This window comes from Pseudomonas sp. HMSC08G10 (assembly GCF_001808425.1).
GTDB classification, from domain to species: domain Bacteria; phylum Pseudomonadota; class Gammaproteobacteria; order Pseudomonadales; family Pseudomonadaceae; genus Aquipseudomonas; species Aquipseudomonas guariconensis.
Genome location: NZ_KV793303.1, coordinates 23,925 through 40,711, shown reverse-complemented (window position 1 = coordinate 40,711; position 16,787 = coordinate 23,925). Strand labels below are relative to the sequence as shown.

Annotated in this window: 16 protein-coding genes; 11 read left to right on the top strand and 5 right to left on the bottom strand. The window is 64.6% G+C overall.

The genetic code is table 11. The features are described from left to right. Nucleotides 1-10 precede the first annotated feature (10 nt). The gene (locus HMPREF3173_RS09735) at nt 11-1,678 is read left to right on the top strand and encodes a ShlB/FhaC/HecB family hemolysin secretion/activation protein (protein ID WP_070572694.1); all 1,668 of its coding nucleotides are present in this window, start codon (nt 11-13) and stop codon (nt 1,676-1,678) included. 93 nt (nt 1,679-1,771) lie between these two features. On the opposite strand, the gene HMPREF3173_RS09730 is transcribed toward HMPREF3173_RS09735, so the two are convergent. Together HMPREF3173_RS09730 and HMPREF3173_RS09725 are read right to left on the bottom strand one after the other, a co-directional pair. Beyond that, entirely contained in the window at nt 1,772-2,179 is a 408-nt protein-coding gene (locus tag HMPREF3173_RS09730; protein WP_070572692.1) for a response regulator, read from the bottom strand. Nucleotides 2,180-2,223: 44 nt separating this feature from the next. Then, nucleotides 2,224-2,448 carry a Flp family type IVb pilin gene (locus tag HMPREF3173_RS09725; protein ID WP_070572690.1) on the bottom strand — a complete coding sequence of 75 codons (225 nt, stop codon included), beginning with the start codon at nt 2,446-2,448 and terminating at the stop codon, nt 2,224-2,226. Nucleotides 2,449-2,745: 297 nt separating this feature from the next. On the opposite strand from HMPREF3173_RS09725, the gene cpaB reads away from it, so the two are divergent. Genes cpaB through HMPREF3173_RS09685 form a run of 8 tightly spaced genes read left to right on the top strand, consistent with a single transcriptional unit; the run spans nt 2,746 to nt 10,113 of the window. Continuing rightward, nucleotides 2,746-3,672, top strand: a complete 927-nt coding sequence (gene cpaB / locus HMPREF3173_RS09720) for a Flp pilus assembly protein CpaB (protein WP_070572688.1) — start codon at nt 2,746-2,748, stop codon at nt 3,670-3,672. Nucleotides 3,673-3,690: 18 nt separating this feature from the next. Then, on the top strand, nt 3,691-4,935 hold the full coding sequence (locus HMPREF3173_RS09715; RefSeq protein ID WP_070572686.1) for a type II and III secretion system protein family protein: 1,245 nt from the start codon (nt 3,691-3,693) through the stop codon (nt 4,933-4,935). Then, entirely contained in the window at nt 4,932-6,125 is a 1,194-nt protein-coding gene (locus tag HMPREF3173_RS09710) for a CpaE/TadZ family protein (RefSeq protein ID WP_070572684.1), read from the top strand. The genes HMPREF3173_RS09715 and HMPREF3173_RS09710 overlap by 4 nt, the downstream gene beginning before the upstream one ends. Further along, the gene (locus HMPREF3173_RS09705; protein ID WP_043207873.1) at nt 6,122-7,378 is read left to right on the top strand and encodes a TadA family conjugal transfer-associated ATPase; all 1,257 of its coding nucleotides are present in this window, start codon (nt 6,122-6,124) and stop codon (nt 7,376-7,378) included. The genes HMPREF3173_RS09710 and HMPREF3173_RS09705 overlap by 4 nt, the downstream gene beginning before the upstream one ends. Beyond that, nucleotides 7,375-8,256 (top strand): type II secretion system F family protein, encoded by an 882-nt coding sequence (locus HMPREF3173_RS09700; RefSeq protein ID WP_043207872.1) that lies wholly within the window; start codon nt 7,375-7,377, stop codon nt 8,254-8,256. Before HMPREF3173_RS09705 ends, HMPREF3173_RS09700 begins: the two co-directional genes overlap by 4 nt. Nucleotides 8,257-8,258: 2 nt before the next feature. Then, entirely contained in the window at nt 8,259-9,146 is an 888-nt protein-coding gene (locus HMPREF3173_RS09695) for a type II secretion system F family protein (RefSeq protein ID WP_070572682.1), read from the top strand. 15 nt (nt 9,147-9,161) lie between these two features. Continuing rightward, complete coding sequence (locus tag HMPREF3173_RS09690; protein ID WP_070572680.1) at nt 9,162-9,833, top strand: tetratricopeptide repeat protein; 672 nt, start codon at nt 9,162-9,164, stop codon at nt 9,831-9,833. A 19-nt stretch (nt 9,834-9,852) separates the two neighbouring features. Further along, nucleotides 9,853-10,113, top strand: a complete 261-nt coding sequence (locus HMPREF3173_RS09685) for a DUF3613 domain-containing protein (RefSeq protein WP_070572678.1) — start codon at nt 9,853-9,855, stop codon at nt 10,111-10,113. 105 nt (nt 10,114-10,218) lie between these two features. On the opposite strand, the gene HMPREF3173_RS09680 is transcribed toward HMPREF3173_RS09685, so the two are convergent. Both HMPREF3173_RS09680 and HMPREF3173_RS09675 read right to left on the bottom strand, forming a co-directional pair. After that, on the bottom strand, nt 10,219-10,995 hold the full coding sequence (locus HMPREF3173_RS09680) for a response regulator transcription factor (RefSeq protein ID WP_070572776.1): 777 nt from the start codon (nt 10,993-10,995) through the stop codon (nt 10,219-10,221). Nucleotides 10,996-11,100: 105 nt separating this feature from the next. Then, entirely contained in the window at nt 11,101-11,571 is a 471-nt protein-coding gene (locus HMPREF3173_RS09675) for an A24 family peptidase (RefSeq protein ID WP_070572676.1), read from the bottom strand. Between the two features lie 75 nt (nt 11,572-11,646). Here HMPREF3173_RS09675 and HMPREF3173_RS09670 point away from each other — a divergent pair, with 75 nt between their 5' ends. Both HMPREF3173_RS09670 and HMPREF3173_RS09665 read left to right on the top strand, forming a co-directional pair. Then, entirely contained in the window at nt 11,647-12,081 is a 435-nt protein-coding gene (locus tag HMPREF3173_RS09670; RefSeq protein ID WP_043207861.1) for a TadE/TadG family type IV pilus assembly protein, read from the top strand. Then, nucleotides 12,078-14,720: a PAS domain-containing sensor histidine kinase gene (locus HMPREF3173_RS09665; RefSeq protein ID WP_070572674.1), complete on the top strand. Its 2,643-nt coding sequence runs from the start codon at nt 12,078-12,080 to the stop codon at nt 14,718-14,720. Before HMPREF3173_RS09670 ends, HMPREF3173_RS09665 begins: the two co-directional genes overlap by 4 nt. Here the strand turns inward: HMPREF3173_RS09665 and HMPREF3173_RS09660 are convergent. Beyond that, entirely contained in the window at nt 14,705-16,657 is a 1,953-nt protein-coding gene (locus tag HMPREF3173_RS09660; protein WP_256544278.1) for a pilus assembly protein TadG-related protein, read from the bottom strand. The two genes, HMPREF3173_RS09665 and HMPREF3173_RS09660, sit on opposite strands and share 16 nt — an antisense overlap. Nucleotides 16,658-16,787 lie beyond the last annotated feature (130 nt).

The following is a 16,787-nucleotide window of genomic DNA, read 5'->3' as shown; positions in this document are numbered from 1 at the left end:
GGAGCGTCCTATGCGTCCTCTGGTCGTTACGCTGCTGATGGTGTCCGGGGCCTGTGTTTGCCATGCCGGGTCGCTGCCGAGCGTGCTCGACGGCAATGAGGTCGAACGACGCCTGCCCACCGCCAACCTGCCGATTGATACCTATCGTCCTCTTCCGGCGGAGGTGCGCATGCCGGCCGCGGAGAAAACAGCGCCTGCATGGCCGCTGAACACGTCTGTGGCAGTCCGCAAGGTGCGCTTAGAAGGCGGTACGGTGTACCTGCTGAGCGAATTGCGCGAGCACTACCAGCACGTGGTCGGCCATCAGGTGACCCTGGCTGAACTCATCGCAGTGACCGACCGCCTGACCGAGCGTTATCGGCGCGATGGCTACCTGCTTTCGCGGGCCTACCTGCCGCCTCAGGACTTCGCCGATGGCCGTGTCCACGTGGTGTTGGAGGAGGGCTATATCGGCGAAAGCCAGGTGCACGGGGAGATCGGCCCCGCGGTCGGCTACCTGGAGCAAATCCTCGACAAGCTCAAGGCCGAGCGGCCACTGACGCGAGAATCCTTCGAGCGCTATACCGGCCTGATCGGGCGCATGCCTGGGGTGAGTGTCGAGGCCGAACTGCAGCCCACTGGGCGGCGCGATGGCGCCATGCGCCTGATCGTCCATGTCGGGCGCAAACCCTTTGGCGCCAGGTTGACCCTGGCCGAGGGTAGTCGCACGTCCGCGCAAGCGCTGATGGCGTTCGACAGCCAGGCCCAGACCCGTTTCGCCGAGCAGTTGAGCGCCCGCGTCCTGCTGCCGCCTGGCGACGACGAGGCCCATTACTACCGACTCGACTACAGCCAATACCTGGACGCCGAGGGCAGCCGGCTGCTGCTTTCGGCGTCCCGCTTTCGCAGCGAGCCGCGCACCTATGTGCCCTTGGATGACGGTGAGAACCTGCGCCAGCGTTGGGACAGCGAGCGCCTTGCCATCGGCGTCAGCCAAGCCCTGATCGTCAAACCCGACGAGTGGCTGGATGTGGTCGGGCAGTTCTACACCACGGCCGATCACGTCGACTGGCGCACGGCCGACCCGGCGCGCCAGGACGACAGTGACACCTATGCTCGGGCGGTGTCCTTCGAAGGGGACTGGCGCAAGGTCGAGGACGGTCGGTTGCGGAGAGTCAGTGCCGGCGTGCACCAAGGCCTGGATCTGTTCGGCGCTCGCAGTGACAGCGCCCGCGATGTGGATTTCTTGCGCCTGCGCCTGTCTGGTTTGCAGCGCGATGCGTTGGCGCGTGACTGGCAGGGTGTGGTGTCCGGCGCGGTGTACTGGAGCGGCAACGACCTGCCCGACAGCGAACGCCTGCTGTTCGGTGGCCAGCACTTCGGCCGCGGCTACCCGGCCGACCAGGCCTCGGGTGACAAGGGGTGGGGATTGGCCTACGAGCTGGACTACAGCGTCTACCGCGATGGCGCTTGGGTACGGTTGCTGCAGCCCTATCTGGCGCTCGATGCCGCCCGGGCGTGGTCGAACGGGCGCGACCTGGAGCGGGCACGACTGGCCTCGGCGGCGTTGGGAGTGCGCATAGGGGATAGGCGCTTTTACAACCTGGCCGTGGAACTGGCCAAGCCCCTGGCGGATGTGGCGCAGGACAGCCTTGATCGCAGCCCGAGGATCATGGTGAATCTAAGTGTTTCCCTGTGAGGGCGAGCGGCGCTTAGCAGGGCGAGCCTTACCACTGCGTTGTCTCTTGGGCGCTGGCAAGGCCTGCGATGGGAGGCGTAGCGTCCCCAGGGGTCAGCACACGACCTGCATCCGCGGCTTGGGGAACAAGTTCTCCAGCGTCTCCAGCAGGCGTGCGTGATAGATGGGCTTGCGGAACAGGTCCAGTACCTGAAGGCGCAGCAGGTCGCTGATGTCTTCCATGTCGGCGTGACCGGACATGACGATCACCGGCAGATGCTGGCGGGCCGTGTGGTCGCGCAGGCGTTTGATCAGGCCGATGCCGCTTTCCTCGGGCATGCGCAGGTCGGTGATGACCAGGGCCACGTCCGGGTGACGGGTGAGCTGGAGCAAGGCGCCTTTGACCGAGGTGGCGGTCAGGCAGATGAAATCTTCGTTTTCCAACAGTTCGGCGAGTTCGAGCAAGGCCTCTTCCTCGTCGTCTACCAGCAGGATCTGTTGACGCAAGGAAGAGAGTGACATGGCCGGCTCCTTTCGAATGGGGTCCAAAGCTATCCCGTCTTTTCTTAGCTGCCGGTTCCAGTCCCCGTGCCAGTTCCGGTGCCACCGCCTGTGGTGATGGCCGCTTCGATCTTATCCATGACCGATTTGACATTGTTGGACACGCCCGGGACGAACCCCGCCAGCACGACCGCCACCATGGCGGCGATCACCGCGTATTCGATACCGGAGGCGCCGTCCTTGCGTTGGATGAACTGTTTGCAGTGAAGAAGGATGCGTTTGAGCGACATGGTGCAACTCCTCGCGCGTTCGAGCGCTGATGGCGGGGAATCCCCTCGGTGATACCCCTTTGCCATCACAGAATTCGCCAAGCGTTTGGAAGCTGCAAATGTAACAACGGATTAATCCAAAAGTATGAGTTTCGAATAGCCGCGCTAAGTTTCTGTTTTGCCGAGGTGTCAATTTAGTGGCATCAAAAAGCACCTGTTTCTCATGGCAATTTGTGGCATTTGGACTACGTTGCAATAGCGAAATAGTTTCTTTTTGCCATCAGCTAAATGCGCAAACGGCGTAAGGGGATAGCGGATATGAGTAGTCGCTTGACCATGATGCTCGCCGGTTTTTTCCTGGTCGCCGCGTTGGTGGCTGGGTACTGGGGGCTGGTGCTTAGCCGCCCTGCGGTGCCCGTCGAGCAACCGGCCCCGGTGGTGGCTCCCGTCGCTGCGCCGACCCCGGCCAAGGCAGAGGAGCCGGTGCGCTCACAGATTGTCGTGCTACGCCGCGACGTTGCTGCCAATACCCCCTTGACCCCAGACGATCTGTTGCTCGAGCGCCTGCAGGTAGTGCCGGCAGGGGCATTCCAGCGAATCGAGCAGGTTGTCGGGCGTAGCAGCATGCGCCCGTTGGCGGCGGGCAGCTGGCTTGCCGAAGACAGTTTCCAGGCAGGTGGTCCGCTGGCGCGGATGATCCGCCCACACGAGCGGGCCGTGGCCGTGGCGGTGGACGATGTGATCGGTGCCGCCGGGCAGCTTCGCCCGGGCGACTACGTGGATGTGCTGTTGTTTCTGCGAGAGGAAAACAATAATCCCCAGTCTTCCGCGCAGGTGGTGTTGCCTGCACTACGGGTGCTCAGCGTCGGCGAGCAGATGGGCTTGGCCAATGATGGCCGGCCAGCACAGACCCAGGAGGAGCAGAAGGCCCGTCGCGATCAACCGAGTAGCACGACCCGCACCGTGGCACTGGCCGTGCCTGAAGCGCTGGCCAGCCGACTGATGCTGGCGGCCCAGACAGGGACCTTGCGCCTGGCGGTGCGCAGCGCCGACGAACAACGCATGGCTCGCTACTGGGCCGGCACCGAAGCCAGTGCGCAGGTGGAAAACGCCAACCGCGACCTCTATCGTTTCAGTCAGCTGTCCCAGGTGCCGATTGCCAAGACGGTGGCGCCTGGCAGCGGCATCTCGGGCATGCAGATCATCCGTGGCGCCCAGGCTGCCGATACCTCAAAGACTCCGTGACCTAGCAAGGACGCCGCCATGCGTAGTATCGAGCGGATACTCAGACAGTTGTGCCCTGCCCTGACGATGGTGACGTTGCTGCCGATGGCCCAGGCGGCCGACAAAGGCTGCGCTGCATTCAGCCAACTGCCGTCGGTGATCGAGATGGACCAAGGCCTGCAACAGGAGCTGCGCCTGCCGGTGGCCATCAGCCGGGTGGCGGTGGGCGAGCCCAAGGTCGCCGATGTCCAGGCCAGCGGCGAGCGCGCCGTGTTGCTGACGGCGGTCGGGGCAGGCAATACCAGCCTGATGCTGTGGACCGCCTGTGCACCGGCCCCCCACCGGGCCATGCTGTTCGTCAAAGGCCGGGCCAGCGCGGACATGGCCGAAGACACGATGCTGCCTTCCCAGGACCCTCAATTGCCCAGCCAGGTGCAGGCCGATATCCGCTTCGTCGAAGTGCAGCGCAACAAATACAAGGAAGCCGGGGCGCGGCTGTTCTTCAAAGGATCGAACAACAGCCTGATCGGCTCACCGGGTACTGTGCCAGGGACCCGCGTCACACCTGGCGCTGTGCCGATTGCCCGGCCGTTGATTCCGCTCGACGACAACGTGTTCAACATTGTCTGGGGCGGTGGCAGCAGCCGCTTTCTGGCGGCGATCAACGCGCTGGAAACCAGCGGCTTCGCCTACACCTTGGCCCGTCCGAGCCTGACCGTGCTCAGTGGCATGACCGCCAGCTTTCTCGCGGGCGGCGAAATCCCTATCCCGGTGCCGAGCACCGGCAGCGACAGCGTGTCGATCGAATACAAAGAGTTTGGCGTGCGCCTGGCCCTGACGCCGACCGTGGTCAGCCGCGACCGTATTAACCTGAAGGTTGCGCCGGAAGTCAGCGAGCTGGATTTCACCAACGCGGTGAATATCGCCGGCACTCAGGTGCCGGGGCTTAAAGTCCGGCGTACCGACACCAGCATTTCGCTAGCCGATGGGGAAAGCTTCATCATCAGTGGCCTGGTCAGCAGCAGCACCCGCTCGGGTGTGGACAAGTTCCCGGGCCTTGGCAACCTGCCGATTCTCGGTGCGTTCTTCCGTCAGTCGACGGTCAATCGCGAAGACACCGAGCTACTGATGATCGTCACGCCTCACCTGGTCCAGCCGCTGGCCGCCAATGCCCGTTTGCCGGAACTGCCGGGCGAGCGTCTGCGCACCTACGACCCCAGCTGGGGGCAGCTGTTTTTCCTGGAAAACGGCAATTTCGAAGGCCGTAGCGGGTTATCACGATGAGCGAGAGCCTGAACCAGACCTACCTGGCCATCACCCGCAACGAGGAGGACCTGCGCTGGCTGCAGGGCGCGCTCGCCCCGCTCGGCCAAGTGATCGGTGCCAGTGGCGGTAGCCTCGACGAGTTGCTGGCTTTGGTCGACGTGACCTTCAGCAGCCTGTTGTTCATTGGCCTGGACCGCGAGCAGTTGATCAATCAGTGCGCGCTGATCGAGGGTGTGCTGGAAGCCAAGCCGATGTTGGCCATCGTGGCCTTGGGCGATGGCATGGACAACCAACTGGTCCTGCATGCTATGCGCGCCGGTGCCCGTGACTTCGTCGCCTACGGCTCGCGCGCCAGCGAAGTGGCAGGTTTGGTGCGGCGCCTGAGCAAGCGGCTGCCGGCGGTCACCAGCAACCCAAGCCTGGGCGGGCTGACGGTGCTCTACGGCGCCCAGGCCGCAGCCGATGGCGCATTGCTGACAACCCACCTGGCGCGGGTGGTGCAGGAGAGCGGCCAGCAAGCCTTACTGCTCGACCTTGGCCTGCCGCGGGGGGACAGCCTGACTTTGCTCGGGTTGGAGGCATCGTTCTATTTCGGCGACGCCCTGCGCCATTTGCGTCGGCTCGATGGCACCCTCATCGACAGCGCCTTCCCGCGTGACAAGGGCGGTCTGCGCATCCTGGCCTACGCCGACAGCGACGATCCGCTGCAACAGACCAGCGCAGCCGAGCTGTACATGTTGCTCAGTGCCCTGCGCCAGCACTTCCAGCACATCGTGGTCAACCTCACCGGCCAGGCCGACAACGATGCCTTGCGCACCATCGTCAGCCATTGCGACAAGCTGATCGTCTATACCGACCAGAACATCCTCGACTGCCGGCGCAACCTGGAGGTGCTCGAGCAGTGGCGCGACCGGGGCATCAAGCTCGACCATGCCGTGCTGCTGGTGGACCGCTACCTGCGCAACGTGGCGCCGGATGCCGATGCTTTGGCCAAGCGCTATGGCCTGACCTTGCTCAAGGCGTTGCCCTACAGCCCTGAGGTGCGCCTGAATGCCAAGAACCAGGGGCTGAGCCTGTTCGAGCTGGCCCCCCGGGAGAGCCTGACCCAGGCCTTGCATTACCTCGGCGAGCGATTGGCGCGGCGCTCGGAGCACCTGGCCAAGCCCACCCCCACTACCTGGCTGCGCCGCCTGTGGAGCCATAAATGAGTGCCGACGAACCCTTTGGCGGCCCGCGCCATGCGGGGGCCGACCCGCAAGCACTCAAACGTGCCCTGCACCGCTTCGTCATCGATGCCATCGAAGACAGCGGCCGCAACCTGCTCGAAGGCGCGCGGCCTGCGCTCACCCAGTTCGTCGTGGAGCAGGTCGGCGACTACGTGGCACGCCTGCACCTGGCGCTGTCGCGCTACGAGACCGAGCGCCTGGCCGAGGAGCTGGTCGATGAGCTGACCGGTTATGGCCCGCTGGAGGTGCTGCTGCGCGATGCCAGTGTCACGGAGATCCTGGTCAACGGCCCGCACCGGGTTTTCGTCGAGCGGGCCGGGATGCTCCAGCGCACCGACCTGCGCTTCATCGACGCCCACCACGTGGAGCGAGTGATGCAGCGCATTCTCGCGCCGCTCGGGCGTCGCCTGGATGAATCCTCGCCCATGGTCGACGCCCGCCTGCCCGATGGCAGCCGTGTCAATGCGATCATCCCGCCGGTGGCGCTGGACGGGCCTTGCCTGTCGATCCGCAAGTTCCGCCAGGACATGCTCAAGAGTGCCGACCTGCTGGCCACCCGTGCCATCGACCAGGCCATCTTCGACTTCTTCGAGCGGGCCGTGGCTCGGCGCTGCAATATCCTGGTCAGCGGCGGCACGGGCACGGGCAAGACCACCTTGCTCAACATCCTCAGCCAGATGATCTCTCCCCATGAGCGCCTGGTGACCATCGAAGACGTGGCGGAGCTGCAGCTGCACCACCCGCACGTGGTGCGCCTGGAAACCCGGCCACCGAACGCCGAAGGGCATGGCGAGATCAAGGCCAGCGAGCTGATCCGCAACGCCTTGCGGATGCGCCCGGACCGCATCCTGCTCGGCGAGATCCGCGGAGCCGAAGTGCTCGACGTGCTCACCGCGATGAACACCGGGCACGATGGCTCGATGAGCACGGTGCACGCCAACACCGCGCAGGATGCCTTGCTGCGCCTGGAGACCCTGGTGGGGCTGACAGGGCGCCAGGTGGCCGAGAAGACGCTGCGCCAGATGGTGTGCGCGGCGCTCGATGTGGTGATTCAGCTGACCCGCCTGGCCGATGGCCGGCGTTGCGTCAGCGAGGTGCTGGAGGTGGTCGGGGTGCGTGACGACGTGTATGTCACCAATACCTTGTTCCGCCTCGACCGGCGCGGCGGCGAGGGCTTCTTGCGCGATGCCCCCAACCCGGCGGGCGCCAAGCTGCGCCAGGACGGGGTGATGTGATGGGGCCGCTGCTGCTGGCACTGGCGCCTTTGTTGCTGGGCGTGGCCTTGCTGCTGTTTCGCCGAGGTCAGTACAAACGCCGCGAGGAGCGCATCCTGCAGCGCCTGGGACGTGCCTACCAGAGCGTGCGCACCGCCACGGTGCGGCGTGACTGGCTCGACCCGTTGTTGCAGCGTGCGGGGCTGGCCCAGGGCGAGTTCAGCCTGCGCCCTTGGTTGACAGGCTGGCTGGGCCTGGTCGCGTTGGCCTTGTTGCTGGCCGGCTGGGTCGCGGCCGTGCTGGTGCTGACCGCGCTGCCACTGCTGGCCTACCTGTACCTGAGCTGGCGCTGTCGCCGCCGTCTGGCGTTGATCGTCGAACAACTGCCAGGGCTGCTGGACTACAGCGTGCGCAGCCTCAAGGCCGGCCGCACGCTCAGCGATGCGGTGCTCGGTGGGATCGAAGGCACGCGCGAGCCGTTGCGTTCGGCCATGGGCCGTGTGCAGCGCAACGTGCGCATGGGTGTGCCTCTGGAGGAGGCCGTGCATGAGCTGGCTGAACTGTACGAGCAGGACGAGCTGCGGCTGTTCGCCTTGGGGCTGCGCATCAACCAGCATTATGGCGGCAACGCCAGCGAGCTGATGGAGAACCTGATCAAGCTGATCCGCGAACGTGAGCAAGGGGCTCGCCAGCTCAGGGCCATGACCGGTGAGACACGGATCACCGCCTGGATTCTCGGCGCCTTGCCGCTGACCATGGTTGGCTACTTCTTGCTGGGTAACCCCGGCTACCTGATGGCCATGTGGCGCGACAGCCAGGGGCAGATGATGTTGCTGTTCGCCTTCGCCCTGCAGGCGGTGGGGTGTCTGATGCTGTGGCGCATGATGAGGAGCCTGTGACCATGGCCTGGCTGATCTGTGCCCTTTGCCTGTTCGCAGGCTTTATCCTGTTGAGCTTGCAGGCGCTGCGTCAGGTCCGCGCCCGGCAGATGATCGCACGGCGTTTGCAAGGCCAGCTGGCCCGTGAGGAACGGCTGGAAGACTGGCTGCATTGGCTGGGCAACTCGGCCTTGGGCCGACGTCTGCAGACCCTGGACAGCGAAACCCAGACCCTGCTGGAGCGAGTGGGTTGGCGTCGTAGCCGTCACCGGGCGTTGTTCGCGGCCGTGCAACTGGGGCTGCCGGTGTTGGCGGCGGGCCTGACGCTGTTGCTACAGCAGGGCCTGGTGTCGGGCGGCTTTGGCCATGGGTTGGTGTTGCCCCTCTGTGCCCTGGGGGTGGGCTACCTGCTGCCCAAGCGTCTGCTGGCGATGGCCGCACTGCGCCGCCAGCAACGCATCGCCCAGGAGGTGAGCCTGGTGATCCCGCTGCTGCGCATCTTGTTCGAGAGCGGCTTGGCGGTCGAACAGGCCCTGCGGGTGCTGAGCCACGAGAGCCGCACGTTGGTGCCGCATGTGAGTGAAGAACTGCGGCTGGTCCTGCAACGCGTGGACTCCGGGCTTGCGTTGGGGCCGGAGTTGGAAAAGACCGCACGCCTGCTGGCGGTGGACGAGTTCATCGACACCTGCGTGATCCTGCGCCAGTTGCTGGTGCAGGGCAGCGGTGCAATGAAGTCGCTGCTGGGCCTTAAGACCTTGCTCGATGATCGGCGCCTGACGCGTCTGCAGGAGCGGGTCTCGAAGATGTCGGCAAAGTTGTCGGCGGTGATGATGATGTTCTTGTTCCCGGCCTTGATCATCGTCCTGGCCGGACCGGGTTTCACCGCACTGACGCGGGCCCTGGCGTTCTGAGGAAGGAAGAGTCGGATGAAAGCGATCCTGTTGTTCACCGGTCTGTTGTTGCTGGCAGGCTGTGCCGGCCAACCACCCGAGGGGTTTGCCAGGTTGCTGGGCACCTCGTCCTGCGGCAAGCCCTCCGCCGACCAGCAACTGGCGCTGAACCTGGCGGACGAGATGCTCAACGACGGGCGCCCACACGCCAGCTATGCGCACCTGCAGCAACTGCCGGACGACCTCGATCAGGTGCGCTTGCGCAAAGCCAAGGTGCTGCGCCTGCTTGGGCGCAGCGAAGCCGAACCGCTTTACCGCAGCCTGCTCGGCGGCTGCCTGGCGGCCGAAGCCGAGCATGGCCTGGGCCAGCTTGCCTCGGCGCGGGGGGACGATGTACAGGCGCTGCGCAACTTGCAGCGGGCGGTGCGTCTGGCGCCAACCGACGAGAAGGTGCGCAATGACCTGGGAGTGGTGCTGATGAACTTGGGCGATCATGAACAGGCGCGCTTCGAGTTCCTGACCGCCATCGAGCTCAAGGACGACAACCCGCTGCCGGCAGTCAACCTGGTGACCCTGTCGCTGGTCGAGGACAACTGGCAGCAGGCCGCCGACCTGGTGACCCGGCTAGGGCTCAAGCCGGAGCAGTTCGCCGAGGCCCAGGCGCGGGCCAAGCAGTTGAAGGAGACCGGGCGTGGCTCGGTGGGTTGAAGACAAAGGAGGCGTTGCCATGTTCAAGCCAATGATGGTTGTGCTCTGCCTTTCCTGCCCACTGCTCGCCCAGGCCGAGGACCCGCCTCGCCGGCCGCCGCCGGAAACTGCCGCCGAAGCCTGGTTGCGAGTGCAGGCGAGCAACCAGCAGGCCTCGCCGAAACCCCAGAGGCAGAGCGCGAAGGAGCGGGAGTTGTCCCTCCAGCGCTGGCTGGATAGCTACAAGTACCCGATCCCCGATGCCTTCCGCTACCAGTCGATGAGCACCACTGGTAACTGACGCAGCCTACGCCTGCCAGTTCTATGCAGGCCATGAGCGCGGTGCGCTACCTGTGGGAGCGGGCATCGGCGAGCGAGTCGGTAACAGGCGACAAGCCTGTGCCGTTCAGTGGGTGGAGAAGCGCTGGCTCAGCGGCGAAGCGCCTGGCATCAGCGCCAAGGCCAGTTGGGTGCGGTTGTGCATATGGGTCAGACGCAGCACTTGCGACACGTAGAGCTTGACGGTGTTCTCGGTAATCCCGAGCTCACAGGCGATCTGGTAGTTGGTCTTGCCCTTGCCCACGAGCCTGGCCACTTCCAGCTGACGCGGCGAGAGCTTGTCGAAAACCGGGGGCAGCTCGGCCTCGGGCTCTTCGAGGTCCGTGGCGCGGCGATGCATGCCTTGGCCGCGGGCTTTCTCCAGGTCTTGGTAAAGGATATCGATGGACTCGGCCAGCTCCTGCAAGCGTTGGTTCAGGTGCCCCAGTTCATGGATGTTGCGTTGGCGTTCGAGCAGCGCTTGCTCCTGGCGTCGCACGCCTTCGAGCAGCTCCTTCAGGTCGACGGGCTTCTGGTAGTAATCGGCGAACCCTTCCCGCAGGGCGCGGATGATGTCCTGCTTCTCGGCTTGTCCGGTCAGCATGATCGCTTCGAACACCCGCTGGCGACCGGTGAGTTTCTTGAGCGCATGGACCATCTCGATGCCATCGATCTGGGGTAGGTGTAGATCGCACAGGACCAAGCCGATCTGCTCGTCGGCCTGGTAGCGCTCAATGCCTTGCATGGCGCTGTTGGCCGGGGTGCAGGCGTAGCCGTGGTGTTCGAGGTATTCACACAGCTGTTCGACCACCTCTGGCTGGTCATCGACGACCAGAATCTTCACCGTGCTGGGCTGCTTGTTCACGATCAACTCCCTGTTCGTTCTGGGCCCTTGTTCCTGCGCATGAACGCTAAAGACGGTAGCCGGTGTTGGTGGTTTTGTACAAGGCTTGTATAGCTTTTGGTGTCGTTACTGAATCCATACGGCTGTCAGTAGAAAGCCCACCAGCACATAGGGCGCGAAGGGTTGTTTGTCGCCGACTTCCTCGGCCAGTTTCTGCAGGCGCTTTTTTACCTTGGGGTTGAGCAGGATCCACAGCCTGCGGCGGCCAAGCAGCCAGGCCAGCACGGTGATGCCGGCGCCGATGAAAGTGCCAAGCACGTACTGGGGGCTGGTGGCCAGGGCCAGGGCGCCCATCAGCTTGACATCGCCAGCGCCGAAGCGGCCAAGCATGTAGCCGGGGAGGGTGAGTAGCATGACGATGGCCAGCGCCCAACCGGCATCGCTGGGTTCGGCGCCGATCCAACTGCGCCCGGTGGCGAACAACCAGACCAAGGCGCAAGCCGCAACGCCCAGGGTCAGAGCGTTGGAGAGCTGCCGTTCGCGGATATCTTGTTCGGTGCACAAGGCAAGCCACATCAGGAGAACAATGCTTTGCATTGGCAAAATGCCATCCCTATTCGTTGAACGGTTCTATGCTGTGTTTCAGGTGTCATAGTCAGGGTAGACGCGAACATGAAAGCAAGCCTGGCAAGACGGCAAAAAGGTGCGGCTGCCATCGAGTTCGTCGCAGTCTTCATGGTTTTTTTCGCGGTGTTCTACGGGTTGGTCAGCTATGCGTTGCCGATGCTGATGGTGCAGTCGTTCAACCAGGCGGCCAGCGAGGCGGTGCGCCGCTGCGTGGCGCTCGAGCCCGGCAGCGCCTTGGCCAGCTACAGCGCCGTGGCACAGCAGGCGATCGACCAGCAGCTGTCTTGGATGCCTGCGGCCTTGGGCTTCAGCGCAGTCAAGGATGCCAAGGTCGAGCTGAGTGGGAAGCTGTTGACCGTGACCATTCAATACCCGCGTGAGCGCCTGACCCGCGTGTTGCCGTTGCTGGTGCTGCCTGTGATCGGTGAAGTACCACGCTTGCCCGAGCAGTTGCAGGCCAAAGCGAGTCTGCAACTGTGACCGGGCTGTTCGACCGTTGGCGCGGCGGCACGCAGCCAGCTGTTTCCGAGCCTGAGGCGCCTGCCGCCGTTGGCCTGCAACTGTGGCTCGATGGGCAAGGCAGCGTGCAGCGCTTGTCCGGGCCGTTGCGCACCTTGTTGGCGTTGCCCTTCAAAGGTGGTGGCCGGGTCCAGGACTACCTGGAGCGGCACAGCTGGCTGGTGCTGGAAGGGCAGCCTGCCGATTGGCAGGGGCAACCGCTGGATCTGGATTTTCGCACTGCCACGGGCAATCCCCTGTGTACCCGTGGCTGGGTGATGCGCCAGGGCGATGGCTGGTTGTTGCAGCTGTTCGATATCGGCGACCTGCTGCTCGAACGGACCCACGCCTGGCAGCATCAAGGCGAGTGGCAGTTGGCAAAGGACATCGACCGCGCCTTGCGCGAGTGCAGCGCGGAGCGTTTGACCCAATGTGTGGCGGTGCAATTGCAGCATCTGGCCGAGCACTGGCATGTGCCCGCCGTGCGCCTGATGCTGCCGCAGGCTTCGGGTTGGCGCACCTTCGCCGGTAACGAGACACCTTGGCCGTGGCCGGGCGACGCCCGCCTGCAATCCTGGCTGGACGGTCTGTCGGCGCAACCTCAGACAGCCGCCCCGCTGCCTGCAGAACTGCTGGCGCTGTGTGGCGGCGTTTCGCTGTTCGTGCTGCCGTACCTTGAAGGCTCGCAGGTCCAGGCCTGGCTGCTGTGTGCCGGCGGGCAGCAGATGCCCGCCGATGCGCACCTGTTGTGGCAGGCCTTGATCGAACCTGTGCTCAGCCGTTATCGGCATGCCCGGCTGCAACAGCAGAGCGGTTACCTGGCGCAGTTACAGCAACAACTGGGCGCAGGTTGGTGGGCTTGGGCCCGCGAGGACGGCCTGCACCTGGACCCGATCCTGGCCGCGCGTCTTGACCTGCCCCACCACCCCAGCCTGGAGCAGTGGCTTGCGCGGCTTCACCCTGCCGACCGGGAGCCGGCGCGCCTGGCCCTGGAGCAGGCCTGCATGGGCGATGACTTGAGCCTGAGCGTGCGTGTGCCGGTCCTCCAAGGCCATGGCGATCCGGCCTGGCTGCATTGGGTGGGCCGGTTGCAGGGCAGCGAGCTGCGCGGTTTTCTGCTCGACATCAGCGCGCTCAAGGCGCAGGAGCTGCAGGCGAGCGCGGCGCGCACACGCCTGGAAGGCCTGATCGCCAGTTCACCGGCGGTGATCTACATACAGCGCTACGCCGAAGGTGCGTTGCACAGTGAATTCTTCAGCGCCAGCCTGATGCCGCTGCTGGGCTGGACGTCGGATAGCGAACAGGCCCGCCAGCCGGGCCTGGCCGTGCATCCGGACGACCGCGCATTGTGGCTGGAGCGTACCCGCACCTTGCTGCGCGAGGGTCAGGCCCGTAGCCGCTACCGTCTGTGCGACAGCCGGGGTGGCTACCACTGGATACTCGATGAAGCGCGACTGCTGCGCAACGATATTGGCCAGCCGCTGGAGGTGGTCGGCCTGTGGCTGGATGTCAGCGAGGCCACCGAGGCCGCCGACCGGGTACGCCAGAGCGAGGAGCGCTACCGGGTGCTGGTGGAGGATTCTCCGGCGATGATCTGCCGTTATCGCCCAGACCTTTCCCTGGTGTTTGGCAACCGACCCTTGGCTGACTACCTGCACTGCGCGCCGGAGCAACTGGAGGGTATGAACCTCGGCCAGTGGCTCTCGCAGGAGCAGCGCGAAGCGTTCCTGGCGCGGCTGCAACTGCTGACCCCCGAGCAGCCGATGAGCAGCGCGGAGATCTGCCTGCAGTTGCCTGGTCGCGAGCACGCCTGGTGGGTCTGGGCCGACCGCGGGCTGTTCGATGAGCAGGGGCAATTGCTGGAAATCCAGGCCGTGGGCCGAGACAACACCGAGGTGCGACGCAGTCAGCGGCAGCTGTTACAAGGCGCCAAGATGGCGACCCTCGGCGAATTGACCACCGGCCTGCTGCATGAGATCAACCAGCCCCTCAACGTCATGCGCATGGCAGCGGCCAATGCCCTGAAACGCCTGGAGAACGGCACGGCCGAGCCTGCCTATCTGGAGGACAAGTTGCACCGCATCGAAGCGCAGATCGAGCGTACCGCACGGCTGGTGGACCACATGCGCGTGTTCGGGCGCCGCTCCGAGGTCGAGCGTCAGCGCTTCGCAGCCTGGAGCGCGGTGCAGGAGGCGACGGCGATGCTCGAGGAAAGCCTGCGCGGCAAGGGCGTCTCCCTGCGGATCGAGACGCCCGAGGACCAGCCGCTGGTGCTGGGGCACAAGGACCAACTGGAGCGGGTGATGATCAACCTCATGATCAATGCCCGCGATGCCCTGCTCGAACAACGCCGCACCGAGCCCTGGATCAGCATTCGTCAGACCTTGCAGCCCGGGCAGCTGTGCCTGTGGGTGGAGGACAACGGCGGCGGCATCGACCCGCAGGTCCAGGCGCGTATTTTCGAGCCGTTCTTTACCACCAAGCCGGCGGGTGTCGGCACCGGGCTGGGACTGTCGGTGAGCCATGGCATCATCGAAGCCATGGAAGGCAGCCTGAGTGTGGCCAATGGGGCGGAGGGCGCGTGCTTCAGGGTGTGCCTGCCGGTTTACAGCACCAGCTGAGCGCGGCCGCTGGAACAACTGAGGTTGGCCCCGACTTCGGCGTTGACCAGATCGATGCCGAGCATTTTGAGGAGCATTTCCACCAACGGATCGATGATCGGGCTGAGCAGGTTCTTGATCAGCGGTTCGAGGATGCTCTTCACACCGTCGAGCAGGCCTGCGGTCAACACCAAGATCTTGCCCAGGCCACTGTTCGCAGTGGGTTCGTAGGCCTCCAGGTGAATCCCCAGCAAGGTGTCGCTGAGGCTGCCCACCACATTGCTGTTGGCGGTCGCCATCGCCTGATAGCGCGGATCGAGACCAATATCGGGCGGCTCGCTCGCGCCTTGGAAGACCAAGTCATGTTCGCCCTGGCCGTACCCCAGTACCTTGCTGTCGACACGCACGCCGATGCCGCCACCGGCGAAGGGCACGCGGGTGCCGCAGACTGGCGGCAGGATCAACAGGCGGCTGCAGACATTGGTGCCGATGTCGATCAAAGGCAGGGCCTTGTTCGCAGCGGTGCCCTGGGCGAAAAACGTGTCGGGCGAGTCGAAGCTGCCCACCGAGATCTTCACGGCGGAGCGGTCGGTGAGGGTAGTGAGGCGCTTGGGGGAGCAACTGTAACTGCTCGTCAACGGCGGCTTGAGGCGGCTGGTGGCTTCGCCTATCTCTAGGCCGATATCCAGATGAAGCTTGTCCGGCATCAGCTTGATGTCGCTGACCTTGCACGGAATGCCCAGGCTACAGGTCAGCGATTGCACGGTGCCGAACAGGTTCAGGCTGAGCAGATTGTTCAGCACGTTGGTCAAGGGGGCCGCCAGGTCGAGCACGGCGTTTACCAGGCCGACGACGCTGTCCAGCAACGGCAGATCGACCGACACCAGGACTTTGACCTGGGCGGTATGCACCCTGAGCTCATCTTTTGATGGGTCACCCACCGAGGAAATCTGTTGTGGCTCTATGACTTTCACTCGTACTCGACCATTGGCCAGGCCAAGCACGCTGGGCGAGAGGTCGATGCCTGCGGCGCTGTCGCTGGCTGCGACCATGAGCATGCCATGGACCAACTGAAGCAACTGAAGGCTAGCATCGAGCCCGGCCTTGGCGGTGCCGTTCTGGATATCGACCAGCTCCCCCAGATGCAATGAACTGCCGCTACCGGCCAGTGCCACCTTGCCCAGGTTCGATACCACGTCAACCGCGGTGCCACTTTGCTGTAGGACTTTCACGGCGGCTTGCAGCAGTTGGGTTGCGCTGGCGTTCGTGTCGAGCAGGGTCTGGTAGTCGCCGGCTTTGATGTTCAGGTCCACTGCCAACTGATCCAGGTACTTGAGCAGATTGAGTTGGGTGTCGGCCAGGCCCTGCCAGCCGGCAACGTCGAGCTGCAGGTTGCCACCCAGGGGGGCGAGCAGAGCATTGAGCAGTGCCGCCTGGCGGGTGTCGATCTTCACCAGTGTGCTGCGGATTCGCAGCATCGCCTGCGGTTGCGTGGGCACCGAGGCCACGGCGCTGGCAGTCAAGGTGCTGGTCAAGGGCAAACCATCGCCTTTGACCAAGGCAAAGACACCGGCGGCAACGCTGGTGGGGACGGTGTTGCTGACCTGCACTCTGATTGCCTCATTGCGCGAGGCATCGACGGTGAAGGTGCGCAGGTGATCGGCCCCGGTTTGCACATGGCCGCAACTGGCCATCAGCGGGTTGCTCGGGTCATGGCCATTGCGGGTGGCGGCGGTGCGCGCAAGGGCGGGGGCCTGGGGACCGGTGCCGGTACACACGGCGTGCTGGCCAGCCGCCTCCAATGCCGCCATGTCGGCGATGCGCTGAAGTTTGCGCTGCTCCAGATAAAGCCGGCCGCTGTCGACCACCAGCAGCATGAACAGCAGGGCAAGGCCCAGCGTGAGCGCGGCCATCAGGCCGATCGCGCCGCGTTGGCGTGCGGGATAACGAAGAACCACGGGCACTCCTTTGCAGGCCTCTGGCCAGGCAGCGCGGCGGCGGTGAAAGGAGTGTAGTAAAGGTGATGGCTAATTGCCGTGTTTGCCCGGTCGATCGCGACGACCTTGCCGGCCCGTGTTCGCGGCTTAT